17 protein-coding genes, 1 tRNA gene and 1 pseudogene are annotated in these 15397 nt (G+C 74.0%); 8 read left to right on the forward strand and 11 right to left on the reverse strand.

All coding sequences use genetic code 11. From position 1 onward, the window contains the following. Positions 1–35 precede the first annotated feature (35 nt). Positions 36–977 carry an NAD(P)-dependent oxidoreductase gene (locus QQK22_RS01125; protein ID WP_284248754.1) on the reverse strand — a complete coding sequence of 314 codons (942 nt, stop codon included), beginning with the start codon at positions 975–977 and terminating at the stop codon, positions 36–38. Between the two features lie 96 nt (positions 978–1073). Between QQK22_RS01125 and msrB the strand changes: the two genes are divergently transcribed. Beyond that, positions 1074–1481, forward strand: coding sequence for a peptide-methionine (R)-S-oxide reductase MsrB (msrB, locus tag QQK22_RS01130; protein WP_284248755.1), 408 nt, complete (start codon positions 1074–1076; stop codon positions 1479–1481). A 78-nt stretch (positions 1482–1559) separates the two neighbouring features. On the opposite strand, the gene QQK22_RS01135 is transcribed toward msrB, so the two are convergent. Together QQK22_RS01135 and QQK22_RS01140 are read right to left on the reverse strand one after the other, a co-directional pair. After that, positions 1560–1829 carry a GlsB/YeaQ/YmgE family stress response membrane protein gene (locus QQK22_RS01135; RefSeq protein ID WP_284248757.1) on the reverse strand — a complete coding sequence of 90 codons (270 nt, stop codon included), beginning with the start codon at positions 1827–1829 and terminating at the stop codon, positions 1560–1562. Between the two features lie 119 nt (positions 1830–1948). After that, positions 1949–3952 carry a hypothetical protein gene (locus tag QQK22_RS01140; protein WP_284248759.1) on the reverse strand — a complete coding sequence of 668 codons (2004 nt, stop codon included), beginning with the start codon at positions 3950–3952 and terminating at the stop codon, positions 1949–1951. A gap of 44 nt (positions 3953–3996) precedes the next feature. On the opposite strand from QQK22_RS01140, the gene QQK22_RS01145 reads away from it, so the two are divergent. The 3 genes from QQK22_RS01145 (at position 3997) to QQK22_RS01155 (ending at position 5861) form a co-directional block, all read left to right on the forward strand. After that, the gene (locus tag QQK22_RS01145) at positions 3997–4773 is read left to right on the forward strand and encodes an AEC family transporter (protein WP_284248761.1); all 777 of its coding nucleotides are present in this window, start codon (positions 3997–3999) and stop codon (positions 4771–4773) included. After that, positions 4770–4916, forward strand: a complete 147-nt coding sequence (locus tag QQK22_RS01150) for a hypothetical protein (RefSeq protein ID WP_284248763.1) — start codon at positions 4770–4772, stop codon at positions 4914–4916. The genes QQK22_RS01145 and QQK22_RS01150 overlap by 4 nt, the downstream gene beginning before the upstream one ends. 108 nt (positions 4917–5024) lie before the next feature. Continuing rightward, positions 5025–5861 carry an alpha/beta fold hydrolase gene (locus tag QQK22_RS01155; RefSeq protein WP_284248765.1) on the forward strand — a complete coding sequence of 279 codons (837 nt, stop codon included), beginning with the start codon at positions 5025–5027 and terminating at the stop codon, positions 5859–5861. A gap of 138 nt (positions 5862–5999) precedes the next feature. Here QQK22_RS01155 and QQK22_RS18455 read toward each other — a convergent pair whose 3' ends face one another. Continuing rightward, positions 6000–6362 (reverse strand): pirin-like C-terminal cupin domain-containing protein, encoded by a 363-nt coding sequence (locus QQK22_RS18455; RefSeq protein ID WP_348525430.1) that lies wholly within the window; start codon positions 6360–6362, stop codon positions 6000–6002. Then, positions 6359–7051 (reverse strand): pirin family protein, encoded by a 693-nt coding sequence (locus QQK22_RS18460; RefSeq protein WP_348525432.1) that lies wholly within the window; start codon positions 7049–7051, stop codon positions 6359–6361. Before QQK22_RS18460 ends, QQK22_RS18455 begins: the two co-directional genes overlap by 4 nt. 19 nt (positions 7052–7070) lie before the next feature. Between QQK22_RS18460 and QQK22_RS01165 the strand changes: the two genes are divergently transcribed. The 3 genes and pseudogenes from QQK22_RS01165 (at position 7071) to QQK22_RS19105 (ending at position 8483) form a co-directional block, all read left to right on the forward strand. Then, positions 7071–7250 (forward strand): hypothetical protein, encoded by a 180-nt coding sequence (locus QQK22_RS01165; RefSeq protein ID WP_284248767.1) that lies wholly within the window; start codon positions 7071–7073, stop codon positions 7248–7250. A gap of 331 nt (positions 7251–7581) precedes the next feature. After that, a pseudogene (locus QQK22_RS19100) lies at positions 7582–7749 on the forward strand (alcohol dehydrogenase catalytic domain-containing protein); the annotation flags it as partial. An 8-nt stretch (positions 7750–7757) separates the two neighbouring features. Next, positions 7758–8483 carry a zinc-binding dehydrogenase gene (locus QQK22_RS19105; RefSeq protein ID WP_431310118.1) on the forward strand — a complete coding sequence of 242 codons (726 nt, stop codon included), beginning with the start codon at positions 7758–7760 and terminating at the stop codon, positions 8481–8483. 18 nt (positions 8484–8501) lie between these two features. Here the strand turns inward: QQK22_RS19105 and mgtE are convergent, their stop codons facing one another. From mgtE to QQK22_RS01195, 4 genes are all read right to left on the reverse strand, one after another. Continuing rightward, entirely contained in the window at positions 8502–9884 is a 1383-nt protein-coding gene (mgtE, locus tag QQK22_RS01180; RefSeq protein WP_284248769.1) for a magnesium transporter, read from the reverse strand. Between the two features lie 86 nt (positions 9885–9970). Continuing rightward, the gene (locus QQK22_RS01185; protein WP_284248771.1) at positions 9971–10741 is read right to left on the reverse strand and encodes an anti-sigma factor; all 771 of its coding nucleotides are present in this window, start codon (positions 10739–10741) and stop codon (positions 9971–9973) included. Continuing rightward, a complete protein-coding gene (gene sigK / locus QQK22_RS01190) occupies positions 10738–11310 on the reverse strand; it encodes an ECF RNA polymerase sigma factor SigK (RefSeq protein ID WP_284248773.1) in 573 nt (190 codons plus the stop codon). Before sigK ends, QQK22_RS01185 begins: the two co-directional genes overlap by 4 nt. 124 nt (positions 11311–11434) lie before the next feature. Further along, a tRNA-Lys gene (locus QQK22_RS01195) sits at positions 11435–11507 on the reverse strand. A gap of 184 nt (positions 11508–11691) precedes the next feature. On the opposite strand from QQK22_RS01195, the gene QQK22_RS01200 reads away from it, so the two are divergent. Next, positions 11692–12240: a MarR family winged helix-turn-helix transcriptional regulator gene (locus QQK22_RS01200; protein WP_284248775.1), complete on the forward strand. Its 549-nt coding sequence runs from the start codon at positions 11692–11694 to the stop codon at positions 12238–12240. 24 nt (positions 12241–12264) lie between these two features. Here QQK22_RS01200 and QQK22_RS01205 read toward each other — a convergent pair whose 3' ends face one another. Further along, entirely contained in the window at positions 12265–14370 is a 2106-nt protein-coding gene (locus QQK22_RS01205) for an S-layer homology domain-containing protein (protein WP_284248777.1), read from the reverse strand. 89 nt (positions 14371–14459) lie between these two features. Beyond that, positions 14460–15320 (reverse strand): transglutaminase-like domain-containing protein, encoded by an 861-nt coding sequence (locus QQK22_RS01210; RefSeq protein ID WP_284248779.1) that lies wholly within the window; start codon positions 15318–15320, stop codon positions 14460–14462. Positions 15321–15397: the final 77 nt, after the last annotated feature.

A 15397-nucleotide genomic window follows, 5' to 3' on the forward strand; every position in this document is an offset into this window, starting at 1 on the left:
CACCCCGGGCGGGGCGCCACGCCGTCGCACGTCCCTCAGAGGGTCACGACGTTGCGCAGCTCCTCGCCCGCGAGCAGCGCGGCGACGTTGGACTCCACCAGCTCCTCGGCGCCGAGGGGTCGGCCGCCGGCGGAGTGCGGGGTGAGGATCACGTTCGGGGTGTCCCACAGCGGGTCGTCCGTCGGCAGCGGCTCGGTGGCCATGACGTCGAGCGCGGCCCCCGCGATCACACCGTCCCACAGGGCGGTGCGCAGCGCGGCCTCGTCGACGGTGGCGCCGCGGCCGACGTTGACGAACCAGGCCTTGCGCGGGAGCAGCGCAAGAGTCGCGGCGTCGACGACCTCCGCCGTCGCCGAGGTGGCCGGGAGGATGTTCACCAGCACGTCCGCGTCCGCGAGGACCTCGGGCAGGGCGTCGGCCGTCACCACGGGGAACCCCGCGCGCTCGCCCGCGCGCTGCGCGACCCCGGTGACCTCGGCGCCGAGCGCGCTCAGGTGCCCCGCGAGGCGCTGACCGATCCCGCCGAAGCCCCAGATCACGACGCGGGCGCCACCGACGAGGGTGAAGCGCTCGGCGTTGTCGCGCGGCTGGTTCACGCCGAGCTCGCGCGCCCACCGGTGCTCGCGGCGGGCGTCGACGGCGACGTCGAGCCGTCGCGCCGCCGCGAGGATGAGGGCGAGCGCGTGCTCGGCCACGGGGCCGTCGTGCAGCCCGTTGCCCGAGGTGAGGACGACGTCGTCCGCGAAACCGGCCGCCTCGATCTGGTCGGTGCCGGCGGTCAGCGTCTGCGCCCAGCGCAGGGAGGTCAGCTCCTGCGCGGAGCGCGCGAGCCAGCGCGGGGACAGGCTCCACAGCACGATGCCCTCGGCGTCGTGGTGCTCGGGCGGCAGCGGGTCGCGGACGGCGTAGGTGACGGTCTCGACGCCGTCGGGCAGGTCGAGGCTCAGCGGGAAGGAGTCGGGCAGCAGCAGCTTCACCCCTCCATCCTGCCGTCTCACTCCCGCATCCCTGGAACACGGGCGCACCTGCGATGGTTGAGGATGGGTGGACAGCCCAGCGAGAGGAGATCGGCCGTGAGCTATCAGGTCTGGAAGAGCGACGAGGAGTGGCGCAGCCTCCTGGACCCGCAGGAGTACGCCGTCCTGCGGCAGGCCGGCACCGAGCGGGCGTGGACGGGCGAGCTGCTCGACGAGAAGCGACGCGGCACCTACTCGTGTCGAGCCTGCAAGGCCGAGCTGTTCACGGCCGAGACGAAGTTCGACAGCCACTGCGGGTGGCCGAGCTTCTACGCGCCGAAGGAGGGCGACGCCGTCGAGCTGATCGAGGACCGCAGCCACGGGATGGTGCGCACGGAGGTGCGCTGTGCGAACTGCGGTTCGCACCTCGGGCACGTGTTCGACGACGCGCCGCAGACCCCGACGGGCGACCGGTTCTGCATGAACTCGGTCTCGCTCACGTTCGCCGAGGACGCGGAGGCCTGACTTCCTGATCCGCCCGGATGAACGACGGCGGCCACGCTCCGCTAGGAGCGTGGCCGCCGTCGTTCGTGCGCGGCTGCGTCAGCGACGCGCGCCCTTGCGGCCCGTCAGGGCCCCGTAGACGAGAAGCACGACGAGCGACCCGCCGATGGCGAGCGCCCAGGTCTGGATGCTGAAGAAGTTCTCCAGGCCGGCGTCGAAGATCAGGTTGCCGAGGAAGCCGCCGACGAGGGCGCCCACGACGCCGAGGATCAGGGTGGCGAGGAAGCCACCCGGTGCGCGGTCCTTGAGGATCGCCTTGGCGATGGCGCCGGCGATGAGTCCCAGGACGATCCAGCCGATGATGCCCATGTCATGTCTCCTTCAGTCACTCTCGAACGGCCTGGATCAGCAGGCCGTGTATCAACCGTCCCCCGTCCCGAACAGTTCGTCAAGAAAACTGTTCGTCAACGCAACTGTCGTGAGATCGGTCACGCAGGCAGAGATGGCAACGCCGCCAGCAGCCGGGCGGCCTCGCGCGCGGTCATCGAGTCGCCGTCGGCCACGAGCCGCAGCGCGGAGCGCAGCGCCGCACCCGCGTGCTCGGGCGCCCCGTGCGTCTCGAGCAGCGACGACGTCAGCGCCAGCAGGTCCGGGAGCCCGTGCGCCCGCTCCGTCAGGAGTGCGGGCAGCACCGTGACGAGCAGCACGAGCGTGCCCGGGCCACCCCCGGCGGCCGCGACGGCGCGCAGCGGTTCGACCAGGCGCGCGGTCAGGGTGCGCCGGGCCGGCACCAGCACCACGAGCGCCTCGCCGGTGAGCGCGCCCCACGGCTGCCGGCGTCCGCTCAGGTGCCGGGCGAGCGCCACGGCCTCGTCCCGGGCCGGTCGCTCGCCGAGGAGGAGGTGGGCCAGGACGGCGGCGGTGACGGCGCCCACGTCGCCGTCGACGGTCCGCAGCGCGGCGACATCGGGTTCGCCCGCCCCCGCCGACGCTGCGGTCGCGGAGACGTGCGGCAGCAGCCACGCCGCCGCGAGCTCCGGGTGGTGGGGGAGCGGGCGCAGGTCGAGCCAGCCGGTGCGGCCGGGCCCGGCGTGGGACAGCGGGGGCCACGCCGTCCGCCGCGCCCGGACGAGGTCGCCCGCCGGGGAGTCGCCGTCGGGCACCGCCAGCAGCGCGGCCGCGAGCGGGCCGGACGCCCCGGCGGGCGCCGGACCGACGACCACCGCGTGCGGCGGCGGGCCCGGGGCGACGTCGAGGCGAGGCAGGACCAGGCCGTCGTGCCCGAGCCAGGCGGCGTACGCGTGGCCGGCGCCCGTGCCGAGGGCGTGCCCGGCCGCGCGGAGTGGGGCGACGTCGAGCGGCACGGTCAGCCGCAGCAGCGCCGCCTCGGTGTCCACCGGCCACGGTTCCCAGCCCTCGCGGGCCGCGGCGGTGATGCGCGCCAGGAGCGTCGCGGGGTCGATGCTGCCGTCGTCGTGGGTCGGCGTGGCCAGCAGGCGCGGCACCGGGCGCTCGCGCAGGAGGTCCGCCACCTCCGCCAGTCGTGCGAGGTGCGGCACGGTGCTCCCGACGGCGCCGGAGCCGCCGGGACCACGAGCGGCCGCCGGGGCCATCCCGAGATAGCGCCCCAGCGCGCCGACGGCGTCGACGAGGCCGGCCACCGCCGCGCGCACGCCCGAGGCCTCGTCGCGGATCGTGCGCACGAGGCGCCGGGCGGCGTCGCGCTCGCCGCGGCCCGCCTCCCGCCCGAGGCGGACGTCGGCCACGGCGGCGCGGAGCGCACCGGGGTCGGTCGCGTGCAGGTGGACGAGCGCCGCCAGGCCCGACTCCCACGCCACGAGGGTGCGGGCCCGCCCCTCCACGAGGTCGCGGACCGCCCCGGGGCTCGCATCGCTCACCGGCCACGGGTGACGCCGGGGCGCCGGGGCGGCGTCGAGGTCGGCGGAGGTCGGGTCGGGTCCGGCGAGGAGCGCGGCGAGGTCGGCCCGCACGTCGTCGGGGACGGCCGCCAGGTGCTCCGTGATCGTCGCGCGGGCCCGTCGCGCCACGTCGGGGGCGGGGTGGCCCAGACCGGCCGCGACGGCGCGCAGCACCTCGCCGCGCGCCCGGTCGTCCAGGCCGTCGCCGCGCAGCAGCAGCGCCGCGCGGACCAGGGCGGCGCGCGCGGTGCCCTTCGCCGGGCGGCGCAGCAGCGCCGCGCTCGTGGCCAGCACCGCCGGGAGGTGGTCGGTGCGGGGGAGGGTCGCATCGTCGTCGACCGCGTGCACGGCGCGCTGCGCGAGGCCGAGGTCGGGACCCTCGCCGACGTGCGCGACGGCGACGAGGGCGTCGAGGTGCCGGGCCCACTCGAGCGCGGACGGCTGCAGCTCCGCGAGGGCGGTGCGGGCCGCGCGGCGGCGCCCGGCGGACGAGCGCTCGCGCGCCAGGACGGCGACGGCCCGGGCGATGTCGCGCGTGCGCGGTGAGGTCTCGTCGTCGCGACCGCTGGGCATCGGGCCAGGCTAGCCCGCGCCCACCCCCGTACTACGTTCGGGGGGTGGCGGGTGTGCTGGCGGGGTTCGCGCTGATCGGGGCGATCGTCGCCGTCGGCTACCTCGTGGGGCGCACGGGTGTGCTCGGCGAGGGTGCGGCCACCGTGCTCTCGCGACTGTCGTTCTTCGTCGGGGCGCCGGCGCTGCTCTACGTCACGCTGGCCCGCTCCGACGTCGCCACGATCGTGGAGCCCCGCTCGCTCGTCTCCTACGGCACGTCGCTGGCGATGATCCTGATCTACGTGCTCGTCGCCCGGCTGCTGCTGCGGCGCCCCGCCGGTGAGACGGTCATCGGCGGGCTCAGCGCCGGGTACGTCAACGCGGGCAACCTCGGGATCCCGATCGCCGTGTACGCCCTCGGTGGGGCGGCCGCGGCGGCGCCCACGATGATGTTCCAGCTCGTCGTGCTCGCCCCGGCCGCGTTCGTCGTGCTCGACCAGCTCGAGAACCGCAGCCCGGACCGGCGCCTCCGGAACGCGTTGACGCCCCTGCGCAACCCGATCCTGCTCGCCTCGCTCGCCGGGGTGGTGAGCGCGGCGACGCGGTGGGAGCCGCCCGCCGTGGTGATGGCACCGGTCGAGACCCTCGGTGGAGTGGCGGTGCCGGCGATGCTCCTGGCGTTCGGCATCTCGTTGCGCGGGGCGCCGGTGCCCGGCCGGTCGCCCGAGCGGGGGCGGCTCGCGCTCGTCGTCGCGCTCAAGTCCGTCGTTCAGCCGGCGCTCGCGTGGGGGGTGGGGGCCGCCGTCGGGCTGGAGGGGAGGCGCTGCTGGCCGCCGTCGTGATCGCCGCCCTGCCGACGGCGCAGAACGTCTTCACCTACGCCGTGCGCTACGACCGCGGGGTCGCGCTCGCGCGCGAGAGCGTGCTCGTCACGACGATCGTGTCGGTCCCCGTGGTGCTGCTGGCGGCGGCGCTGCTGGCCTGAGCTCGCGGTCACGCGCGAGCAACATCCTGGTCAAGCCGGTTCTCCCCTGCCTACCGTTGTCGTCGGGCCGCTCACCGCGGTCTGCCCCCGACGACGAGGAGCTCCGCCATGGAGATCACCGCGCACCACGGTCTGTTCAAGGACACGCAGCTGCACGTGGACGACACCGGCGGCGACGGTCGCCCCGTCGTCCTCATCCACGGCTGGCCGCTCTCGGGCGAGTCGTGGAGCGAGCAGGTGCCCGCGCTCACCGACGCCGGGTACCGGGTCGTCACCTACGACCGGCGCGGTTTCGGCCGCAGCGACCGGCCGCGGACCGGCTACACCTACGACACGCTGGCCGACGACCTCGAAGCCATCCTGACCGGGCTCGACCTGACCGACGCGACGCTGGTCGGCTTCTCGATGGGCGGCGGCGAGGTCGCGCGGTACGCCTCGCGGCACGGCGTCGAGCGTTTGCGCAGCGTCGTGCTCGCCGCGGCCGTCCCGCCCTACATGCTGCAGACCGGTGACAACCCGGAGGGCCCGCTGACGAAGGGGGCCGCGGCCGAGATGGAGCAGGACCTCCGCAGCGACCGCGAGGCCTTCTTCGACCAGTTCACGACCGACTTCTTCTCCGTCGACGGTGAGCTCAAGGTCACCGAGCAGCAGCGGCAGGACGCGATCGCCCTCTGCCGCCAGTCGGATCAGCGTGCGGCTCTTGGCTGCATGGAGGCGTTCGGCACCACCGACTTCCGCGGGGACCTCGAGTCGTTGATCCCCGTGCCGACCCTCGTGCTGCACGGGGACGGCGACGGCACCGTCCCGTTCGAGGGGTCGGGCCGGCGCACTCACGCCGCGCTGCCCGCGAGCCGGCTCCACGTGATCGCCGGCGCGCCGCACGGCTGCAACGTGAGTCACGCGGAGGAGTTCAACCGCGTGCTGCTGGAGTTCCTCGGCGACTGAGCTCGTCCCCGGGCGGCGACCGCCGCCGTTCTCGGACTGCGGAAGATCGGCGGCGTCACGCGCCGTCGATCTTCCGCAGCCGTGCGTCAGGCTCCGTCAGCGTCAGCGTCAGCGTCAGCGTCAGCGTCAGCGTCAGCGTCAGCGTCGGCGACGGCGCGGCGTCAGGCGCACGTTCGGCAGCGGGGGCGCCGGGATGCGGTCCTCGCCGTGGGCCGGGACGACGCCGAAGCGCGCCGCCCGGCGGTCCGGGTTCTCCCAGTCGGCGCGGGCCGCCGCGACCTCGTCGTGCGTCCGGCCGACGAAGTTCCACCACATCAGCAGGTCCTCGCGCAGCGGTTCGCCGCCCAGGACGAGGAGACGCGCCGGCGCCGCGGAGCTCTCGCCGTCGTCCTCCGGACCCGCGACGTGACGGACGACCACCCGGTCCCGCCCCTGACCCAGGTACAGCAGCGGCCCGGGCTCGAGAACCTCACCCTCGACGTCGAGGGCGCCGTCGATCACCTGCACGGCGTGTTCGAAATCGGGCCGCAGGGGAGGGCGACCTCTGCGCCGGGGTCGACGTCGACCTGGAGCCCGAGCAGGGGCGAGTGCACGCGCGCGGGCGAGGTGGCGCCGTCGTGCTCGCCGATGATCACGGTGACGCGATGACCGGAGCGCTCCAGCACGGGAAGATCGGCGATGTGGTCGAACGCGGCGTCGGTCCGGCGTGCGTGGTCCGGGAGCGCGACCCACAGCTGCAGGCCGCGCGCGCCCGCGCCGTCGACCATGAACTCCGAGTGGGCGACGCCGTCGCCGCTCGTCATGAGGTTCAGCTCGCCCGGGACGAGCACCTGCTCGGACCCCAGGGAGTCGCGGTGCAGCATGCGGCCCGCGAGGGGCCACGTGACGGTCTGGAGCCCGATGTGCGGATGGGGCAGCACATTCATCGGAACCTCACCCGGCGTGAACGCGTCGAGGAAGCACCAGGCCCCGACGGTCGAGAGGTCGCGCTGCGGCAGCGTGCGGGAGACGACGGCGCCCCGCAGGCCCCCGAGGGGGACGTCGCGCGCCTCGTGGCGCTCGAGCACCGGCGTGCGGGCGGCGTCGGCGGGGCAGTCCTGCTCGGGGGTCGTGCCTCGAGATTCGTCACGCGACCATCCTCCCTCGGTCGTGCCCGGGCCGAGGTGCCCGGCGCAGGCCGTGGTCAGCACCACATGACGTTCCGAAGCAATGTCGAGGACAGTCACGACCGGCGACGGGTTGTTCCCGACGTCCGTCGTGGCGGTCGACGGCGATGCGGTGCCCGCCGTCGACGTCTTCTACCTCTCGCCCATCTTCTTCCTCTCGCCCATCGTGCGCTCCTGCCTCACGCCCGCGCACGCCGTGGTCGTGAGGCAGGAGCGACGGTGACATCCGGGGTGCGGTCAGTGCACCGCTGGTCCACACCTACCTCGACGCCTCCACGACAGCGTCGCTCACGACCACGACCGGGCCGGCGGTCGGTGGCACGGATCGTGACGATCGGCGGGTTGGAGGTGGCGACGGATAGCGTTGCGGTCGTCGACGGCACGGAGGTCGCGCCGGCCACCACGGAGCGGCCGGCCGGTCCCGTCGTCGTGTCGGCGACGGCGACGCGCCCGCCTGGTAGACCTGGGACGTGCGCGCACTGGTCATCGAGGAGTTCGGCCGCCCCGGCGAGGTCCGGGAGGTCCCCGACCCGGTCGCGGCGCCCGACGGCGTGGTGATCCGCGTCGCCGCGACGGGTGTCTGCCGCAGCGACTGGCACGCCTGGCAGGGGCACGACGGCGACGTCCGCCTCCCGTTCGTCCCCGGGCACGAGCTGGCGGGCACGGTCGAGGAGGTGGGCGCCGACGTCGACGCCATGTGGATCGGCCGCCGCGTGACCGTCCCGTTCGTGTGCGCCTGCGGCACCTGCGGGACGTGCGCCGCGGGGAGAATCAGGTCTGCCCGCACCAGGAGCAGCCCGGGTTCACCCACGACGGGTCCTTCGCGGAGCGCGTCGCCGTCCGGTACGCGCGCACCAACCTCGTGGCGCTGCCCGACGAGGTCTCGTTCGACGTCGCGGCCACGCTCGGCTGCCGGTACGCGACGGCGTGGCGCGCCGTGCACCGACGGGCGCGGGTGCGGGCGGGCGAGCGGGTGGCGGTCTACGGCTGCGGCGGACTCGGCCTCGCCGCCGTCCTCATCGCCGCCCGCGCCGGCGCCGAGGTGACCGCCGTCGACCGCTCCCCGGACGCGCTGCGCCTCGCGCGCACCCTCGGCGCGACGCACACGTCCGACGGCGCCGACGCCGCCCCGAACGATGCCCACGTCTCTCTCGAGTGCTCCGGCCACCCCGCCCTGGTGGACGCCGCGGTGCGGGCGCTGCGCCGCCGCGGCAGGCACGTGCAGATCGGGCTGCTGCCGGGCGGTGCGCACGTCGCCATGGACGCGGTCATCGCGAAGGAGCTCGACGTCCTCGGCAGCCACGGCCTCGCCGCGCACGAGTACCCGGCCCTCCTGGCGGACCTGCCGCACGGTGAGGTGGCCGCGATGATCGGCGGTCACGTCGACCTCGACGGCGCGCAGCACGCCCTGGCGCACCTGGGAGAGCGGGCCGGGGTCGTCCTCGTCCACCCCTGAGCGTCCGTCTCCGGAACGTCAGAGCCCGGCGAGCTCCGGCAGCAGTACCTTCGCCGTCGTGAAGTAGATGATGAGCCCCGTGCCGTCCACGATCGTGGAGATCATCGGCCCGGACACGACGGCGGGGTCGACGCGCAGCTTGCGCAGCAGCAGCGGGATCACCGAGGAGATCAGGCTCGCCCACAGCACGATCGCCACGAGCGCGACGGCGACCGTCAGCATCACGGGTCCGCCCACCCCGAGCGTCCACGCCCGCACGAGCCCGGCCGCCGCCATCGCGGCGGCGACGAGCGTCCCGGTGGCCATCTCCTTGCGCAGCACGCGCCCGACGTCGCGCATCCGGACGTTGTCGGTCGACATCGCCCGGATCAGCGTGGTGGTGATCTGCGTACCGGTGTTGCCGCCGGTCCCGATGAGCAGCGGGATGAAGAACGCCAGCACGACGACGGCCTCGAGCTCGTCCTCGAAGGCCTGCATGACGGTGCCGGTGTAGGCGGCCGCGACGAACAGGACGAGCAGCCACACGATCCGCTTGCGCCACAGCAGCAGCGGCGACGCGCGGAGGTAGGGCACCTCCAGCGGCTGCGACCCGCCTTGGCGCTCCGCGTCCTCGGTCGCCTCCACCTCGGCGATGTCCGAGGCGTCGTCCGAGGTGAGGATCCCGAGGAGGCGTCCGTCGTCGTCGACCACCGGCATGGCCAGCAGCCGGTGGGCGACGACGGTGCGCGCCGCCTCCTCCTGGTCCGTGAGCGGCGCGATGGTGATGACGTCGGGCTCGACGAGCTCGGCCACGGGGGTGTCGGCGTCGGCCAGGACGAGGTCGCGGAAGGAGACGACCCCCTCGAGCCGGCCGTCGCCGTCGACCGCGAAGACGTACGCGCCGATGTGGGCGTCCTGCCGCAGCTTGGCGCGGTGGTCGCGCACCTGGGCGATGGCACCCGCCGCCGTCACCGAGCGGTCCACCGTGAGCACGTCCGGCGCCATGTGCGCGGCGGCGGACGCCGCGGGCCACGTCAGGAGGTCGCGCAGGACGATCGCGTGCTCGGCGGGCACGGCAGCGAGGAGCGGCTCGCGCTCGACCGGGTCGAGCGCCCGCAGGATCTCGGCGGCACGGTCGGACTCGAGCGCCGCGAGCACGTCGGCCGCCCGGCGGGTGGGGACGGCGCGGAACGTGTCGACGGCGACGTGCAGCGCCAGCGTGTCGGCCATCTCGGCGGCCACCGCCACCGGCATGAGCTCACCGAGCCGGGCGTGCTCCGCGGCCGTCAGCTCGGCGAGCTGGTCCGACCGGTGGCGGGGATCGTCGACGACGTCGAGCCAGAGGTCGATCGCCTTCGGGGTGCCGATGGCGACGGCCCGGCGCAGGTCCAGGGGCTGGGAGGTGGTGGGCGAGGGACTCACGGGCATCCATCCTCACGCATCGCGGCACGGCAGACCGCCGGCCGCGTCCGGAGGACGCGGCCGGCGGTCGGGTGGGTGGTGCGGCGTCAGTCCGCGGCGAGCACGACCACGGGGTCGCTCGTGGGGGCGTCGGAGCCACCCGCGGGCTCGACGCTGATCGCCAGCACCTGCACCGGGACGTCGGCGGCGACGGTCGTGGTCACGCCGCCCCCGCTCGGGTCCAGGACCCCGGCGGAGACCATGTGGTCGCCGTCCTGCCGCCACAGCTGGTAGGCGAGGTCGGGGTCGAGGTCGGGCAGGTCGGACGCGGTGAAGACCGCATCGTCGTCCGTGATGACGGCGGCGGCGCGCCCTCCGCCGTCGACGTCGGCCTGCACCAGTCGGGCGCCGGGCTCACGCATGGCGGCCTCCAGCGCCGAGACCTGCTGCTCCGCCTGTGAGGCGCGCTGACCGTTCTGGACCGCGAACGCCGTGGGGACGGCCAGCGCGCCGGCGACGGCGGCCGCCAGGGCGAACCGCGACCACGGCGAGGTCGAGCGGCGACGTGCGGCGTCACGACGCTCGGCTCGTCGAGGGGCGTCGGGAGCGGTCGGCGTCGAGGCGGCCCGGGACGGCTCAGCGGCCTCAGCCGCGATCGCCGTCAGCACCGCGTCGCGGAGGTGGGTCGGGGGCGTGACGGCCCGGGAACCCGCCAGCACGGCGGCGGTCTCCAGCAGGCCGCGAGCCTCGAGCGCGAGCTCGGGGTCGGCGGCGATCGCGCGCTCGACGACGGAGCGTTCGTGGTCGTCCACGGCGTCGAGCGCCCAGGGCGCCAGGAGGTCCCGGGCGTCGGGATACGGGGTCGGGTGTGTGGTCATCGTGCCCCCAAGCACAGACGGAGTCGGGTCAGGCCGTCGCGGATGCGGCTCTTGACGGTCGGAAGGGCGGACTCGAGGCGTTCGGCGACCTCGCGGTAGGTGAGGCCGTCCCAGTAGGCGAGCTGGACCGACTCGCGTTGGGTATCGGTCAGGCCCTGCATGCAGTGGGCGACGCGTGCGGCGTCCTCGCGCCGGAGAACCTCGTCACTCACGTCGTCCACCTCCCGCACGTAGCTGCGGACGGCGTCCTGCTCGTCGCGGGTTCGCGCCGACTGGATCGAGCGGACGCGGTCGACCGCGCGGCGGTGCGCCATGGTCGCGATCCACGCCTTGACGCTGCCCCGCTCGGGGTCGAAGGCGTCGGATGTGCGCCACACCTCGAGCATCACGTCCTGCGTGGTCTCGGCCGCCAGGTCGGGATCCCTCAGCACGCGCAGACACACCCCGTGCACCAGCGGGCTCAGGGCGTCGTAGAACTGGGCGAAGGCGTCCTGAGACCCTCCTGCGGCATCGCGCAGGAGCGAGGTCAGGAGCGCGCCGTCGCGGTCGGTCGTCCCGGGGGTGCTCATCGAGCACGATTCTGCCCCACATCGGTCCACTCCTCTCCGCGATCCACGGTTCTCGTCGAAAGTGGTTCGGAGCGGTGGCGGAGGTGGATGGGTGACGATCGATACCTGATCGTGACCTGAGCGGTAGGCCCCGTGGGACTCGAACCCACAACCCGCGGATTAAAAGTCCGCTGCTCTGCCAGTTGAGCTAGAGGCCCGCGTCGGCGCTCGGGACGCCGCCGGGGGACCACGCTACCGGGGTCATCGCGAAAGGCCCTCCTGCCCGGGTCCGTGGGTACAGTGGAGAACGCCGGTCGATCGCCTAACTGTTAGGCCGACTAGGAGAATCCCCGGGTTTGCGCAGTTCCCCGCCCGGGGCTCGGCCCTCGAGGGAGGTGTGACGTGACCGAGGACATCGAGCGATCGTGGGACCCCGCGACCGGAGACGACGCCGACCCCGTCGACATCCTCGCCCTCCTGCGGCGCTACCGCGAGGCCGACCGTCAGCTGCGCACACGCACGCGGGCGTCGATGGGCATGGGCGAGACGGACCTGCTCGCCCTGCGCTACCTCCTGCGCGCCAAGCAGCGCGGCGCCGTCGTCCGGCAGAAGGAGCTGGCCGCGGCTCTCGGGATCACCGGAGCCTCGGCGAGCACACTCGTGGACCGTCTCGTCCGCGACGGCTACGTGCGGCGGGTCGCGCACCCGAACGACCGCCGCTCGGTCGCCGTCGAGACGACGCAGCACTCCGACGACGAGGTCCGGGCGACGCTCGACGGGCTGCACCGGCGACTTCTCGCCGCCGTCGAGACAATGCCGCGCGACGAGCTCGACGCCGTCGCCGCCTTCCTGCACCGGATCTCGACCGTGGTGGAGGCCAATCTGGCCGACGACGCCGCGCCCGCCGCGGCTCCCGTCACCGTCGGATCCGGTGGCGTCGCCCGATCCTGACGACGCCACCGGACCCCGTCAGGGTCAGCCCAGGTGGCGGTACTCCGGTGCCGGCACCCCGGTGGAGCGGAACCACGCGGTCATGAAGCCGGAGACGTCGCGACCCGCGACCTCGTCCACCATGTCCTCGAGGTCGGAGAACGTGACGAGCTGACCCGACTTCTCCGTGGCCCACCGCTCGAGCAGGGTGAAGAACGCGTCGTCCCCGATCTCGAGCCGCAGCGCGTGCACGGCGAGCGACCCGCGGTTGTAGACGTCGTTGAACTCGTTCCCGGCACCCATGTCCACGAGCGGGCGGGCCCAGTACGACGTCGAGCCGAGCTGCGAGGTCAGGCGCTGCTCGTACCGCGCCGCCAGATCCACGCCCGTGTCGTGCTCCGCCCACATCCACGACGCCGCGTACTCCGCCAGGCACTCGTTGAGGCACATGTCGCCCCACGCCGCGAGGCCCACGTCGTTCCCGATCCACTGGTGGGCGACCTCGTGCGCGATGGTGCCGAGGCCGACGTTCGCCGAGTACGACGATCGCGTCTGGGTCTCCAGCGCGTAGCCGAGGCGGTCGTTCGTGTACTGGCCCCCGTTCGTCGTGAACGGGTAGGGCCCGAAGTAGTCCTCGAAGAAGTCCTGGATCTCACCGGTGCGCGCCGCCCGGTCCTTGACGGCCTGGCTCACGCCGGGCGAGAACGTGTTGTAGATGGTGACGCCGCTGTCCGTCGTCGTGGTCGTGGACTCGAACCTGTCGATGAACAGCGTCGTCAGGTAGGTCGCCATCGGTTCGGGCGCCGACCAGCCGAACGTCCGCCAGCCCTCGGGCGCCGCGGGCAGGCCCGTGACCGGCTCGCCGTTCGAGGAGACCTGCCACTGCTCCGACTCGGCCGTGCCGGCCGTGTACGGCACCGTGGCCGTGACGGAGAAGAACGCCTTGTCGCTGGGGTGGGCGTTCGAGGGGAACCACGCCGAGGAGGACGCCGGCTCGCCCATGACGAGGCTGCCGCCGCCCGTCAGGGAGTGCCAGCCGGAGTCGCCGTAGACGTCAGGCACGTAGCCCGGCGTCCCCGAGTAGGCGATCTGCGCGACGAACACGTCGCCGGGCTCGAGACCACCGAGCGGCACGACGTCGAGCCCGCGGTCGGCGTGCGTGAAGCCCGCCGTCCGGCCGTTCACCTTGGCCTGGGAGACGGTGAGGGTCTCCCTGCCGCGGGAGTCGACGGTCTCCAGGTCGAGCGTGAACTGGCCCAGCTTCTCCTCGCTGGTGACCGAGGCGGTCAGCGTCGTGACGGCATCGAGCAGCCTGGTCGCCGGGTCCCACACCAGGTCGACGTGGTAGCTGAGCACGTCGAAGCCCGCGTTGCCGGACTCGGGGTAGTAGGGGTCGCCGATGCCGGGCGCGGCGATCGCGCCGTCGATCGCGACCGGGATGATGCCGAGGTCGTCGAGGCGGTACAGGAACGCCGCCATCGCGTCGCGCGCGATCGGCTCGACCGGGCGGAAGACGGCGCGGCCGTCGTTCCCGGCGGGCCATCCGGTGGCCACACCGGTCGCCGCGACCCAGGCGATCTCGTCGAAGAACTGGTCCTCGGGGGTCACGTCGCCGAACGGCGAGGTCGACGGCGCGTCGAACGCCGGCGAGTCCGCGAGGCGGTACAGGAACGCGGCCATCGCGTCGCGGTTGATCGGCTCGAGCGGGCGGAAGGTGCCGTCGGGCCACCCGGTGGTGATGCCGGTGTTGGCCAGCCACGAGATCACGCCGCAGAACTGGTTGTCGATCGCGACGTCGGGGAACGGTGCCTCCGTGCAGACCGGTTCGGGCACGCCCGGGTTCTCCATCCGGTACAGGAAGGCGGCCATCGCGTCGCGGTTGACCGGTGAGAGCGGGCGGTAGGTGCCGTCGGGCCACCCGGTGGTGATGCGCTGGCCGGCGAGCCAGGTGATCTCCTCGAAGAACATCGTGTCCGGGTCGACGTCGGTGAACGTCGCGGGTGCCGGATCGAGAGCCGGGGCGGCGGTGACGGTCGGGGTGGGGGCCGGGTCGTCGGGCGGCGCGGCGCTCGCCACGGTCGCGACGGACGCGGTCAGGGTGAGGGCCAGGCTGGCCACGAGGGCGGGGGCGAGCGTGCGGTGGCGCACCATCTGTCTCCTGTGTCAGTGGAACGGCGGGGGTCCCATCCGAGCACCGGGGGTGGTGCGCCGCGCGTCGCGGCGGTTACCTCTCCGTTAACTCACGGGATCCGCAGCAGCGCGGTGTGGTCGTCCGTGGGGAGGTAGGGCTCCGACGTCGCGAGCACCTTGAGCCGGTCGAGCGTGAGCCGCGCGCCGTAGCTGGAGAGGAACGCGGTGTCCGACGCGTCTCGCCCCGTGGCCACGCGCACGAGCGTCTGGCGCGGCGCCAGCCGGGTGGGGTCGACGACGTGCCAGCCGTCCTCGACCCACGCCTCGGCCACGGCGTGGAAGTCCATCGGGAAGAGACCGGGGGCGTAGACGGCCGTCAGCCGGGCGGGCACGTCGAGCGCGCGCAGCAGCGCGACGGCGACGTGCGCGAAGTCGCGGCACACGCCCTGGCGTGCGAGCAGCGTCTCGACGGCGCCGTCCGTGGGCCTGCTCCAGCCGGGCGTGTAGCGCAGGTGCTGGTTGACCCAGTCCGAGACGGCCTGCAGCAGCTCGCGCCCGCGCAGCCCGGCGAACTCCGCGCGCGAGGTGCCGAGGAACTTGTCCGACTCCGCGTAGCGGCTCGGGCGCAGGTACATCAGCAGGTCGATGGGGCCACCGGCCTCGCCGACGATCGGGTCCGCCTCCTCGCCGTCGTCCGACGCCTCGAGGTCGTCCCACACGTCCTCGACCGTGGCGTGGTAGCTGAGCACCAGCGGCGTGCCGGAGACACCGGGGTCCACGGTGAGGTCGTGGACGACGCCGTGGTGCGGGGCCACGATCTCGGTGGCCGTCACGGGCTCGTCCCCGAGGTGGATCGTCAGCCGCTCGTCGATGCGCAGCCCGGGCACGCGCGCGACAGCCACCATGAACGCGAGCTGGGCCGGGCCCTCGCTGAGGGTGAGCTCGATGGTGGAGGAGACGCTGCGGCGCACGGGGTGACTCCGGGGAGGGGCGGGTCGGACGGTGACCAGGCTAGGGCCTCGCCGTCGCCCCTGACCGGCCCTGCCCG

The organism is Litorihabitans aurantiacus, from assembly GCF_030161595.1.
GTDB classification, from domain to species: domain Bacteria; phylum Actinomycetota; class Actinomycetes; order Actinomycetales; family Beutenbergiaceae; genus Litorihabitans; species Litorihabitans aurantiacus.